This is a genomic window from Exiguobacterium sp. s22, from assembly GCF_018617455.1.
GTDB lineage: Bacteria > Bacillota > Bacilli > Exiguobacteriales > Exiguobacteriaceae > Exiguobacterium.
The window spans coordinates 485,528-497,753 of the sequence record NZ_JACSKD010000001.1; the positions used below are offsets into that span (position 1 = coordinate 485,528).

13 protein-coding genes are annotated in these 12,226 nt (G+C 45.9%); 5 read left to right on the plus strand and 8 right to left on the minus strand.

Features of this window, described 5'->3' with window-relative positions:
- Window positions 1-33 precede the first annotated feature (33 nt).
- On the plus strand, window positions 34-1,071 hold the full coding sequence (locus KNO94_RS02500; RefSeq protein ID WP_214777270.1) for an SDR family oxidoreductase: 1,038 nt from the start codon (window positions 34-36) through the stop codon (window positions 1,069-1,071).
- A 28-nt stretch (window positions 1,072-1,099) separates the two neighbouring features.
- On the opposite strand, the gene KNO94_RS02505 is transcribed toward KNO94_RS02500, so the two are convergent.
- Both KNO94_RS02505 and KNO94_RS02510 read right to left on the minus strand, forming a co-directional pair.
- Window positions 1,100-1,420, minus strand: a complete 321-nt coding sequence (locus KNO94_RS02505; protein ID WP_214777271.1) for a YflT domain-containing protein — start codon at window positions 1,418-1,420, stop codon at window positions 1,100-1,102.
- A gap of 83 nt (window positions 1,421-1,503) precedes the next feature.
- Window positions 1,504-1,716 carry a hypothetical protein gene (locus KNO94_RS02510; RefSeq protein ID WP_214740724.1) on the minus strand — a complete coding sequence of 71 codons (213 nt, stop codon included), beginning with the start codon at window positions 1,714-1,716 and terminating at the stop codon, window positions 1,504-1,506.
- A 97-nt stretch (window positions 1,717-1,813) separates the two neighbouring features.
- Between KNO94_RS02510 and KNO94_RS02515 the strand changes: the two genes are divergently transcribed.
- Window positions 1,814-2,872: a GTP pyrophosphokinase gene (locus KNO94_RS02515; protein ID WP_353047816.1), complete on the plus strand. Its 1,059-nt coding sequence runs from the start codon at window positions 1,814-1,816 to the stop codon at window positions 2,870-2,872.
- 88 nt (window positions 2,873-2,960) lie between these two features.
- The gene (locus KNO94_RS02520; protein WP_214740726.1) at window positions 2,961-3,398 is read left to right on the plus strand and encodes a MarR family winged helix-turn-helix transcriptional regulator; all 438 of its coding nucleotides are present in this window, start codon (window positions 2,961-2,963) and stop codon (window positions 3,396-3,398) included.
- 45 nt (window positions 3,399-3,443) lie between these two features.
- On the opposite strand, the gene KNO94_RS02525 is transcribed toward KNO94_RS02520, so the two are convergent.
- The 5 genes from KNO94_RS02525 to KNO94_RS02545 all read right to left on the minus strand — a co-directional run bounded on the left by KNO94_RS02525 (window position 3,444) and on the right by KNO94_RS02545 (window position 8,865).
- The gene (locus KNO94_RS02525) at window positions 3,444-3,962 is read right to left on the minus strand and encodes a class F sortase (protein ID WP_214777272.1); all 519 of its coding nucleotides are present in this window, start codon (window positions 3,960-3,962) and stop codon (window positions 3,444-3,446) included.
- A 73-nt stretch (window positions 3,963-4,035) separates the two neighbouring features.
- Window positions 4,036-4,833: a DUF4397 domain-containing protein gene (locus KNO94_RS02530; RefSeq protein ID WP_214777274.1), complete on the minus strand. Its 798-nt coding sequence runs from the start codon at window positions 4,831-4,833 to the stop codon at window positions 4,036-4,038.
- Between the two features lie 250 nt (window positions 4,834-5,083).
- A complete protein-coding gene (locus KNO94_RS02535; protein ID WP_214777276.1) occupies window positions 5,084-5,791 on the minus strand; it encodes a glycerophosphodiester phosphodiesterase in 708 nt (235 codons plus the stop codon).
- Window positions 5,788-7,260 (minus strand): carboxypeptidase M32, encoded by a 1,473-nt coding sequence (locus tag KNO94_RS02540; protein WP_214777278.1) that lies wholly within the window; start codon window positions 7,258-7,260, stop codon window positions 5,788-5,790. The genes KNO94_RS02535 and KNO94_RS02540 overlap by 4 nt, the downstream gene beginning before the upstream one ends.
- 72 nt (window positions 7,261-7,332) lie before the next feature.
- On the minus strand, window positions 7,333-8,865 hold the full coding sequence (locus tag KNO94_RS02545; protein ID WP_214777280.1) for an FAD-dependent oxidoreductase: 1,533 nt from the start codon (window positions 8,863-8,865) through the stop codon (window positions 7,333-7,335).
- 199 nt (window positions 8,866-9,064) lie between these two features.
- Here KNO94_RS02545 and KNO94_RS02550 point away from each other — a divergent pair, with 199 nt between their 5' ends.
- Window positions 9,065-10,036 carry a D-alanyl-D-alanine carboxypeptidase family protein gene (locus KNO94_RS02550; RefSeq protein WP_214777282.1) on the plus strand — a complete coding sequence of 324 codons (972 nt, stop codon included), beginning with the start codon at window positions 9,065-9,067 and terminating at the stop codon, window positions 10,034-10,036.
- 336 nt (window positions 10,037-10,372) lie between these two features.
- Window positions 10,373-11,854, plus strand: coding sequence for a sodium/proline symporter PutP (gene putP, locus KNO94_RS02555; RefSeq protein WP_214740740.1), 1,482 nt, complete (start codon window positions 10,373-10,375; stop codon window positions 11,852-11,854).
- A 52-nt stretch (window positions 11,855-11,906) separates the two neighbouring features.
- Here putP and KNO94_RS02560 read toward each other — a convergent pair whose 3' ends face one another.
- A complete protein-coding gene (locus tag KNO94_RS02560; protein WP_214740742.1) occupies window positions 11,907-12,212 on the minus strand; it encodes a hypothetical protein in 306 nt (101 codons plus the stop codon).
- Window positions 12,213-12,226: the final 14 nt, after the last annotated feature.

Consider the following 12,226-nt stretch of genomic DNA (forward strand, 5'->3'; position numbering starts at 1 on the left):
GGATGAATAATGCGATAGAGAGGGAGAACGCGATTGTATATTTTTATGACTGGTGGAACTGGATTTTTAGGAGGACGGCTCGCCAAAGAGTTGATTCAACGAGGACATCGGATCTGCATGCTTGCCCGGACACCTGAGAAAGTAAAGGCTCAATTCACTGAGAAAGAACGTGAATCAATTAACGTGTTATCAGGGGATTTGACAGCAGAAGCGCTTGGTGCGGATGAGCGCTTCATCGATACACATTCTGGGAAGATTGATTTATTCCTTCACATGGCGGCGCTCGTCAAATTTGATGAGGGACTCCGCGAAGAATTGTTTGAGACGAACTTGACCGGAACGAAAGAGGCTCTTCGATTGGCTCAGGCGGTCGATTGCCAGAGATTTTTCCATGTGAGTACCGCCTATACACTCGGTGCTAATGAAGTCGGTGGCGAAACGCTTTACGATGTCTCACAATCGTTTTTAAATCCGTATGAAGAGAGCAAGGCCTACGCCGAACAAGCCGTCTGGGAGATGCGAGATGAGCTTGAGGTGTCAATCTTCCGACCAGCCATCATCGTCGGGGACTCGAAGACGGGTGAAGCGGATTCAAAATTCACGATGTACGGCTATATGAAAGCCCTTGAATTGTTCAAACGTAAGTTAGAGCGTCGTGGACATGACCTCGACACGATACGGCTCATCGGGTCCGCGACAGGTACCTCAAACCTCGTCCCTGTCGATTATGTCGCGGACGTCTTATTGGCCGCCATCGAGCACGCCAAGGCGAGCACCATCTACAACGTGACGAACGATGCACCACCTCAAAACAAGACGATGCTTGATTATATGAAAGACTCATTATCATTCCCGCATCTGACGATTACGGAGACACCGGCATCGACACTCAGTTCAGTTGAACAATCGTTTAATGAGATGGTGAACGTGTTCAATCCTTATTTAAATCGAAACATCACCTTCCATGATGAGAACACAAAGCAGTTATTACGCGATGCCGGTTTTCCCCCACTTCGACTCGATCACCAGTCGTTACGCCGTATCGTGAATGCCTATTATCAGACAAAATAAAAAATGGACCGGGATTGCCGGTCCATTTTCATTTATCACAAACTAAAACGATTTTTCCGTCTTTAATTTCACGTTCGAGGGATTCGACCATTTCTTTCGTGAGTCCGAGGCTCTCCATTTGTTCCATTCGGTCATCTGAGTTGCTCGTGAACTTAGATAACAACGACTCGAACATCCCTTTCTCCGGGATACGATACGGCTGAACGCCGGCCTCTGCGGCCAAACGAACCGTCAATTCTTCATCTTTCGCAAATAAATAAATATGTTCGTTCACACAGCCGCCCGAGACCATCTCATTCACCTCGTGGTCTACAGTCGTCATATCATTCACTACTCTCGTCTCTAACATGCCCATCCTCCTATACGTTCACAATTATTTCATGGTTTTTATTATTCCCCGAAAATGAGCAGATAAACATCATTGTCTGAAATTTATTCGTGCGTCCATTCTTCGATCCCAAAGTGCTCCACGATTCCTTTGATTCGCTCTCGCTCCCCTTCAATCATTGATCTTCCCTCTAATCGAGCGGTGACGACGAACTTGTTCTCTACTTCCCGAATTCGTGATATACGATACCCTGCTTGTTGAAGTAACCCCGCAATGATTTCAACTTTCTCTCTTTCACCTGATCGGAACGTATGCATTCATTCCATCCCCTTTCATTTCTGTGACGCTTCCATGCTATCATATCGTTTCAGAATGATGATGATATACTAAAGTTAGAGAAAAGGAGTGATTTCCGTGCCGAAACAAGACTTGAATACGATCATGCTTGAATACTTGAATGAAAAAGAAGATTACGAGGCGTTTGCTACAAAGCTGAAAGCACTCCTCAGTGAACTGTTGACGGAAGCCGGAATCCAATTTCATTCAATTGTCGCACGTGCCAAGGAAGCGGACAGCCTATATGCTAAGCTATCACGAAAGCCCTACCAGTATCGCTCGTTACGCGATGTTCAGGATTTAGCAGGGATTCGGATTGTGACGTATTTTCATGATGACGTACGGGCCGTCGCACAAATATTAGAGGACGAGTTCACCATCGACCGTGAACAGTCCATTGACAAGTCGACATTACTGGATGCCAATGAATTCGGTTATCTTTCCGTGCATTACGTGGTAGAGCTGAGCGAGAAACGACTAGCGCTTGGAGAATATCGCCGATTTGCTGAAAAGGAGGCAGAAATACAAGTCCGCTCGATTTTACAGCATGCTTGGGCAGAAATCGAACATGACCTCGGATACAAAAACCCGAATGCCGTCCCACCGGAAATCAAACGAAGTTTCAGCCGGGTCGCTGGTCTTTTGGAGATTGCCGACTCTGAGTTCGTCAACATCCGAAAACAATTGCGGACGTTCGAACAAGAAACGGTCGAACAAATTCTTGATTCCCCTGAAAAAGTGACGATCACGCGAGATAACTTGAATTATTACATCGCGAACGACCAAACTGTCGAAAAACTAGACAATGCTATTTTCCAGAGCGAATGGCTGCTTGAGACCGATCTCTCGGCCATCGTTGAATTGACGAGAATGTTTCATTACGCAGATATTCGAACGTTCAAAGATTTGAATGACACGCTCTCTATGTATTTCACGAGTGCCGTTGAATGCGCATCGCATTTACCGTCCTCTTTGTTACCAAGACAAGGGATGGGGGTTGTCTATGCAGTCCTTGCGAAACTATTGGCGGAAGGCGATGATCCTCAAATTGAATTTTTCTTTAGACGCTTCTATCCCGACCTGAAACATTATGAAGATATCATCCAACAAATTCGGACGAAAGATGAGCCTCTATAACTTTACAGACAACATGTTTTTGATGTAGAATGTTTTTATGTTCTGAAGTATATATGAATAATATTTTTGCCAGGAGGTAGTTTCGAGGATGACAACACCTGTACAGACGGCTTCACGTCGTCAGCTCGTCGCTGATGCTGAACGTGGAATCCGAATGAACTATCGCGGAGTGAAAAAAAATCTCCGTTCGATGTTCTCACAATATCTAACCCGTAATGAATTCTTCATTCTACGTTCTCTATGCCAACAAAGTCCTCAAATCGCCTCTGCTTTGTCGAACGAGTTTCAATTCTCGGCTTCGATGATCACGGCACTCGCTGATGAGTTGACGAAAAAAGGATTGATTTCTCGCGAACGTAGCGAGCGTGATCGTCGTGTCGTCGAACTTCAAGCGACAGATGAAGGTCGTGCATTATTCGAGACACTTGAAGACATGAAGATCGAATATTTGATGGATGTCTTCCATGATTTTTCTGATGACGAACTCATTTTACTTTCGAAATTATTAGATCGAATGGATGCTTGACCCATACAATAAAGGAGATGCGGACCTTTTGGTCGCATCTCCTTTTTAATTCGATTCAACTAAATGGGCCGTGACCACGATACGATCGAGATACCCTAGATTTTCATCATAAGGTCCTGCGCATGTAATCAATTGAACCCGACTTGCCTGTGTCGCCGCAAAGATCGATGCGAGCGGCACTTGATCTACTCGATATTGTTTGACACTGACCACTTCATACGTTGCGATTTGATCTTTCCGTAGGAGGGTCACCACTTCTCCAATTGGAAGTTGATTTAAATTCGCAAAGATGGCCGGACCGTTCAAATCATCGAGATGACCGGATAACACCACATTTCCCATCTCTCCTGCTTTCGCTCCATATTGATACCACCCGACCTTGTCCACTTCGGAGGGGGTGTCCATTCGACCGACCTCGTCCTTCCCGACCGCTTCGATCGATGCCTCGACGGAAATCGATGGAATAATCAGTCGGGATGGGACGAATCGATTCGTGTGAAACGACTGTCGATCAATCTGTTTTGATGTCAATACGAGAGGTTCTGCAAAATCAGCCTTCGGCATGACAAAGGTTTTGTCTGGAGCGTCTGCTTCTGAGTCAAAGATAAGAAATAGGAGACTTCCTAAAAAGAGAAGTTCAAGCGTCTTGCTTCTGACGACGAAAGACATAGAACCCAGCCGCTGCCGCTCCAACTACCGCTGCCGCGAGCAACCAGTTCATTGATGCTGTCTGTGCGAGTCCACCTTGCCCTGTCTCAGGAGCCATCGCCATTTCCCCACCGTCTGCGGCGAGAAGGACTTCAAACGCCGGTTCTCCTTCAAGGAGTCCGATTGCGAATGCTGTATAGTTCTTACCACTTTCGAGTGCGACACCGTCAAGTGCTTTCACGACGTCTGTCGCTCCGGCCGGACGCACTTCAAGGTCATACGTCCCCGCATCGAGTGTGCCGTAATCACTTACCGCTTTGAACTCGAGGTTTGAGAAGAGTGGGTCGCCACCTTTAGGTGCGACGTCAACCGCTGGTGCATCTGGTGCGAAGTGAGCGACACGAACTTTCGTTTTACCGTCTTCAAAGTTTGCATCGTCTTCCATTGCAGCGATTTCGATGTTCTCAAGCTGACCAATCGCAGCGGCTGTATAATATTTGCCTGCTTCGATTGAAAGGTCTGCTGCGACAACGACTGTTTCTGCATCCCCTGCCGGCTTGATTTCAACGTTGTAATCCCCTGCAGGAAGTGTCAAATAGTCTGTGAGATCTTTGAATTCAGCTCCCTCGACCGCGACTTCCCCATCCACATACACGTCAACTGCCGGTGCATCAGGTGAAGCATGTAGCACACGGACCATCGCGTTTTCGTGTCCATCGGCACTAACCGGTAAGACGAAAGCGAAAGCCAGTGCTAGAGTACCTAGTAAAGACATCAACTTCTTCATGTGAAATTTCCTCCTTTTTTCTACGGTAACCTACGACGTGCATACAACAAATGTGATGCAGTGCTACATGGTGTGCTACATCTGATTGCTATGTAGCTCGGTGACATCTTAAACTTAAGACAATCTGACAGTGACGTAAAGGGAACACTATGCTGTGAATGTGCTCCGATATGCTCACGATTGAAAGCGCTTCCTTTACAGTATATGAAGTTCCCTACTAAAAAAATATATAAAACCCTTTAGTCTGCGACTAAAGGGTTTTTCTTGACCACTCGACGTCATTGACGAAAATGGCATCGACTTGTAACGCTCGGCAACGCTCGAGTTGAGCATCTGTCTTAATCGTATAGGGTCTGACAGGTACACCATTCTCTTGCAACCATTTGATTTCAGCATCCGTGATGCGGTCGATGTGAGGATGGACCCCATCGGCACCGACTGTTCTCAGATAGCCGACCATGTCAAAGAGTGGTTGTGCAATTAAGATGGCCGCTTCGATTTCGGGTCGCATCCTCTTTAAACGATGAATGGTCTCATGATTAAATGAGGAAAACAAAATGCGAGACGGTTCAATCCCACTTGCATCGATGGCATTGATGATCTTTGTTTCGATTCCCTCATACCGAAGGACATCCGTCTTCACTTCAAGGTTCAATAGCACCGATTTGTCTTGGACAAGCTTCAATAAATCTTGAAGTGTCGGGATTTTATCCTCACGACCATGACGGATCCCCGCATTGAATGCTCTCAATTCATAAATGGTACAGGCAGAAACTAGACCGTTTCCATCTGTCGTTCGATTTAACGTTTCATCATGAATGAGAACGAGTTCGCCATCTTTCGTCATATGCACATCCGTCTCAATCCCATCTGCGCCTGCCTCAAGTGCGAGGTTGAAGGCAGACATCGTATTTTCCGGGAGGTGTGCCATCACGCCTCGGTGTGCGAATCGCTTCATTTGGAGACGGTCTGATATTTCTTCGTCAAATAGCGAACAAGAGGCTGTACTGAGATTTCTTGACCTGTCACTTTATGAATGAGTTCGTTCGGTGTGAGACGCTTCCCGTATTGATGGACATGTTCTTGCAACCAAGCTTTGATTGGTTCGATTTCACCGTCTTGAATCAACGTTTCAAACTCAGGGAGATCCGCTTTTAACGTCTCCGTCAATTGAGCCGCATAGATCAACCCGAGCGCATAGCTTGGGAAGTATCCGAATGACCCACCTGCCCAGTGCACATCTTGAAGAACTCCTTTGGCATTCGACGGAACATCGAGCCCGAGATATTCCTTATACTTTTCATTCCACGCGGCCGGAAGCTCATCGACGGATAGCGTCCCTTGAATGAGAGCTTTTTCGAGTTCGTAGCGGATGATGATATGGAGACTGTAAGTCAATTCGTCCGCCTCGATCCGAATGAGGGACGGCTTAGCTTCATTCACTCCACGGTAGAATGTATCAAAGCTAATGTCCTCGTATGATGAATGCAACTGTTGAAGTTGCGGATAGACGCGACCCAGGAACGCTTCGCTTCTTCCGATGAAGTTTTCAAAGAAGAGTGATTGCGATTCATGGATTCCCATCGACGCCCCTCCCCCAAGGCCGAGTTCATCGAGCATCGGGTCAATTTGCTGCTCATAGGTCGCATGCCCGGCTTCGTGCATCGTACCAAATAGAGCATTTCGGAAATCTTCTTCGTCATATTTCGTTGTAATCCGGACATCGCGTCGGTTGATTGTAATCTCAAATGGGTGCACGGTCGCATCCAATCGACCACGTGACAAGTCATAGGCGACGACGTTCATCCAGTCGTGACAAATTTTTTCTTGGACGTCCGCAGGCATCGACCAATCCATGGAGAGCGATTCCTTCGGAAGCTGTTGAATCAATGGCACCAGTTCGTCTCGGAGTGAGGCGAACAATTCATCTAACAGTTCGACCGTCATGCCGGGTTCGAAATCATAAAGGAGTGCGTCGTACGGATGCTTCTCATAACCGAAATATTCCGCAAATTTTTGCTGGAAGCCGATGATTTTCTTTAAATACGGAGCGAACATGTCCCAATCGTCCTGTTCCTTCGCTTTTTCCCATGCTGTTTCCGCCTCGGACACAAGTGTCACATAGGCTTGATACTCGTCATGTGGGATTTTGGCGTTACGCTCGTATTGCGTCTTTGCGACAGCAAGTGAACGTGCTTCAACATCAGAGAGCCCCTCCTCATCTGACATGCGATCGAGCAGTGAGGCAAATGATTCACTTGTTTGCCGTTTGAACGCCTCGGTCGACAAATAACCAATCGTCTCCGCACGTAAAGGTGCCGATTGTTCCGGCATCTGAGTGCGCATATCCCAATATAAGAGAGAGATTGCTTCATCAAAAGCGCGTAGTTGTTTAAAATGTTCTCGCCATTCTTTCGTTATTTCCATTTCAAGTCACCCCTATATGTCATATTTTCTCTTTCTATTTCATTATAGCTGTCAACCTTTACCGACACCAGGTTACAAATCTCCACGCTTGTTGTAGGTAAGTGGTTTTGTGGCAGGACCCTCTAAAACGTCCCCTTTCGCATCAAAGCGAGATCCATGGCATGGACAATCCCATGACCGTTCGGCATTGTTCCATTTCACTGTACAGCCAAGATGTGTACAGGTCAGGTTGACCACATGACACTGGTTATCGAGGTCTCGATATACACCCCTGGTCTTCCCATCAACTTGCACGATTCCCCCCTCATCTAACTGAAGCTCTTGAACATCTCTTCGTTCAAGCACCCGATCGACTGTCCCTTTTGTGAACTGAGTGGCCGTATCTAAGTTTGTCTTAAGGAATGCGCCAATATCAGCAGGTTTTACCGTTTGACGGAGTGGAGACATCACTTCAATGAATCGATTCGGTCGACCTGTTAATTGGTCGGCGAGTAAAATCCCGGCAGCGATTCCGTTTGTCATCCCCCACTTCGAAAATCCTGATGCTACAAAGAGATCTGGTTCTCGCTTAAACATTTGTCCCACATATGGAAGTTTGTCTAGCGTCATGAGATCTTGGGACGACCATCGATAGGATGCTCGATTCGTCCCGAAATATGACTTGGCGTCATTCTCCAATCGATCATATCGCAGACGCGTATCAGTAACTTGTCCCGCAGGGTGACCCTCGCCACCGACAAGTAGATAATTCGTTCCCTCTTCCTCGTAAGATCGAAACGAGCGGCTATTCTGTCCGACCTCTAAATACATCCCTTTCAGCGGAGGAACATTCGTTTCACAGGCAACGATATACGAACGCTCAACAGAAAACTTTGACACATATAGACCGCGCAAGTCATTGAACGGATAGTGGGTCGCAATCACGACCTGATTTGCTTGTACCCTTCTACCGGTAGATGTAGTGACCACCGGACGTGGTCCCCGACTCACTTCCGTCGCTCTCGTTCGTTCATAGATTTTTCCTCCATATCGAACAAAACGCTCGGCTAATTCACGTAAATACTTTACGGGATGGAATTGAGCTTGATTATGGATTACCAGCGCTTGCTCGATTGAGAATGGGAGAGCCGCTCTTACTTCTTCCGTGGCGTCACCCCCGTCAATTTTCAATTGACGATAGGCATCAAGTTCTTTAGAAAGTTCCTCGTTCGCCTCTCTAGAATAAAGAAACGAATGCTCTATCGAATAATCACAGTCAAATCCTTCAGCCACTTGATTATTTAAGTAAGCGAGTGCTTCTAAATTGAACTCGTAATACAAACGGGCGATTGATTCATTGAAATGACGAATCAACTGATGATAAATCGCTCCGTGTTGAACAGAACATTTTGCCGTCGTATGACCAGTCGTCCCGTGCCCAATCTCTAACGCTTCTAAGAGCGTCACCTTTTTCCCCCGTCGTTGTAGTTCATAGGCACAGACTAACCCGGCAATCCCTGCCCCGATGACGACGACTTCGGTCGATTCCGAAACGGCGAGCGGCGGGTAAAGATCTCCCGAATCATGTTGTCGCCAAATCGAGTTCGTGAACGGATAACGGTGCATGACACATTCTCCTCTCAAAAAGTGGCATCTCTACTCTTATACCCGAAACACAATTCTTTCATCGTCTGTCAATCATTGACCTAGTTCTTTATTTTAACAGCGAAAAAAGAGAGCGGTTTCTATTATGTTTATCATGTAAAGATAAAAGGAGGGACTTTTCTTGACCCGTAGAAGGAGACATCAAAGAAGAACGTACATCATGCGAAGAATGATTGCAGCGATCGTGTTGCTTGGAATCCTCGCATTGATCCCGGCATTAGTCGGATTTAAGCAGGATCAAAAATCACCGACTCCAGCAAAAGCGGCCACCCCTAAAGTTGAACAGATGAAACAAGGTCCGGTCTTTCCGAAAATCGAAATGGGAAGTTGGTCTCTGAGTGACACTAATTTGATTGCGAACGAGGACATTCCTGTTGGTGCCCTTACCTTCGTCAACGTGACCGAACAGAAAATATTAATCGACAAGAATGCAAACGATCGTGTGTTCCCAGCCAGTACTACGAAATTGATGACGGCGCTTCTCGCTTATGAGAAAGCTTCAGAGAAAAACGAGCTTGATCAACCAATCATCACCATCAAGAGTTCGACACTTGATATCCCGTGGGACAGTCACATCGCACATCTCGCCATCGGTGATACGCTAACCGTGCGACAAGCGCTTTATGCCACACTTCTCGAATCAGGTAACGATGCCGCAAACAGTTTAGCGGAATACACGAATGACTCAACCGATGATTTCGTGAAATTGATGAACGCACGGGCTGAAGTATTAGGTTTGACGGGTACTCATTTTATGAACGCACATGGCTATTCTGATCCGAACCATTACACGACGGCGAACGACATGGCCAAAATCGCATACGCTTTCAGTACATATCCAGAACTCGTTGAAATTGCGGGGACATATGAATATGAAGCAGAGTTCAAGGACAAAGATGGAAATGGTAAACGTCGATGGTGGTACCACCTTGGCTCATCAATTAATGAAAGAAGTGTTAATTATTCAAAGTATGTGACCGCCACAAAGACAGGTTATACGGATGAATCAGGATATACGATGGTGTTTATCATGAATCATCAGGAAGAAACCTATATTCTTGTCACTATGCAAGCAAAATCTGGTCAAACATTCCCGGCCATGCGTCTTGTAGAAGAATATGCATTTCAATAATTTAAGGAAGAACGTGAAATTCACGTTCTTCCTTTTTGCTTTTTTTCTGAAAAAAAGCTACGAATGTTACAATCATGTTACACAGGGAAGTCCTCAGTATTTCAAATACTCAGAATATTTAAACTTTTTACCAAAGGATTTTCACTCTTATCCGTTGATATGATGGGCTTTAGAGCCGTTTTTCTGAAAAGGTGACAGTTTGCAATCATTTAAAAGGTTCTGTAAGGTAAGTCACAAGTTCGCCTTTTCAACTTTAGTTACTAACTGTGTGATGTCTTCACACAATCGCGGACGATTTGATTAAATAGATTTCTTAACTTAATAGGAGGTAATTCAATGCTATGGCAAGAATGGGTATCAATCGCGCTTTATCTCGTGATGATGCTTCTTATCGGATACGTTGCGTATAAACGAACGACCGATTCATCAGATTATATGTTAGGTGGCCGAAAAATGGGGCCAGGAGTTACAGCCATGTCAGCCGGAGCTTCGGATATGAGTGGTTGGATGTTAATGGGACTACCGGGTGCAATGTATGCAACTGGACTATCAGCAATTTGGTTAGCCGTTGGATTGGTCATCGGAGCTTACTTGAACTACTTGTTAGTTGCTCCACGACTTCGCGTCTTCACAGAGATGGCGAACGATTCGATTACGATTCCAGACTTCTTAGAGAATCGGTTCCGAGATCACTCGAACTGGCTACGGATCCTATCTGCATCCGTCATCATCATCTTCTTCACGTTCTACACGTCAGCCGGACTTGTATCTGGCGGGAAGTTGTTTGAAAGCTCATTCGGATTAAACTATCAGACAGGTGTGATCGTTACAATCAGTGTCGTGATCTTGTATACCCTCTTCGGTGGGTTCACGGCAGTAAGTTGGACGGACTTTGCACAAGGTGTCATCATGTTCTTGGCACTCGTACTTGTACCACTTGTTGCTTTAACAGATATTGGTGGAGTAGACACTGCTGTCAACTCTGCAACGACAATTAACGCTGATTTGTTTGATGTCTTCAAAGGGACGTCGACACTTGGGATTATCGGTCTTCTTGCATGGGGACTCGGGTACTTTGGTCAGCCACACATCATCGTTCGCTTTATGGCGATTCGTGATGTGAAATCATTGAAAACGGCTCGCCGAATCGGAATGAGTTGGATGACCGTTTCAATCATTGGTGCCGTCATGACAGGGTTTGTCGGAATCGCGTATTTCCGCGGACAAGGAAATCCACTTGGGGACCCGGAAACAGTCTTCATTCGATTCTCTGAAGTCTTGTTCCACCCGTTTATTACTGGCTTCTTGTTAGCTGCAATTCTTGCAGCCGTCATGTCTACCGTGTCGTCACAGTTGCTCGTTACGTCATCTGCTTTGACAGAAGACTTCTATCGTAAGTTCTTCAACAAAGAAGCAAGTGAAAAAACAATGGTACGTGCTGGACGCATCGGTGTCTTGCTCGTCGGATTTGTAGCGACACTTATGTCACTCAACCCGTCTAGTACAATCTTGACACTCGTTGGTTATGCTTGGGCCGGTTTCGGTTCTGCATTTGGACCAGCCATTCTCCTTTCACTTTATTGGAGTAAGATGACACGTCAAGGTGCCCTCGCTGGTATCCTCGTCGGTGCGGTTACCGTAATTCTTTGGATCGTGACTGGACTTTCAACCGTCCTTTACGAAATGGTCCCTGGTTTCTTCTTGAGTATGTTGGCGATTGTACTTGTCAGCAACTTCACTAGCCAGAAAGAACAAAAACGGATCAACCGTGAATTCGGTGAAATGGAAGCTGAATTGGCAGCTGCTAAGAAAGAATAATTAGATGCATCAAAAAACTCGGTTCCTTTGAAGGGAACCGAGTTTTTTGTATTTACATCGATGCTGCGATTAACCAGACACGAATCACGAATGGCACGAGAACCAACACGAGCATCGCGTTCCGCATCCACTTGTTTCGATTCCAGTAATACGCCATCAATACGAATGGATGAAGGGCGACTAATTCGTAAGGATTGAACCAAAACCATGTGATCACCAAAACAATCAAATAATAGAGTACCGACTTCTCTTTAGTCGATCGATATTCACGCCACATGTCATATGCACCCTTGAAGAACGCAATGAATGTCGTAATCCAAAATAAAATGACAATGATATTGTCGAATCCACTAAACAACTGTGTAACCACCT

Coding starts and splice junctions, on each gene's coding strand:
- KNO94_RS02505 (WP_214777271.1), bottom strand. CDS start 1,420: ATGTTAGAGACGAGAGTAGTGAATGATATGACGACTGTAGACCACGAG.
- KNO94_RS02510 (WP_214740724.1), bottom strand. CDS start 1,716: ATGCATACGTTCCGATCAGGTGAAAGAGAGAAAGTTGAAATCATTGCG.
- KNO94_RS02520 (WP_214740726.1), top strand. CDS start 2,961: ATGACAACACCTGTACAGACGGCTTCACGTCGTCAGCTCGTCGCTGAT.
- KNO94_RS02525 (WP_214777272.1), bottom strand. CDS start 3,962: ATGCCGAAGGCTGATTTTGCAGAACCTCTCGTATTGACATCAAAACAG.
- KNO94_RS02530 (WP_214777274.1), bottom strand. CDS start 4,833: ATGAAGAAGTTGATGTCTTTACTAGGTACTCTAGCACTGGCTTTCGCT.
- KNO94_RS02535 (WP_214777276.1), bottom strand. CDS start 5,791: ATGAAGCGATTCGCACACCGAGGCGTGATGGCACACCTCCCGGAAAAT.
- KNO94_RS02540 (WP_214777278.1), bottom strand. CDS start 7,260: ATGGAAATAACGAAAGAATGGCGAGAACATTTTAAACAACTACGCGCT.
- KNO94_RS02545 (WP_214777280.1), bottom strand. CDS start 8,865: ATGCACCGTTATCCGTTCACGAACTCGATTTGGCGACAACATGATTCG.
- KNO94_RS02550 (WP_214777282.1), top strand. CDS start 9,065: ATGCGAAGAATGATTGCAGCGATCGTGTTGCTTGGAATCCTCGCATTG.
- putP (WP_214740740.1), top strand. CDS start 10,373: ATGCTATGGCAAGAATGGGTATCAATCGCGCTTTATCTCGTGATGATG.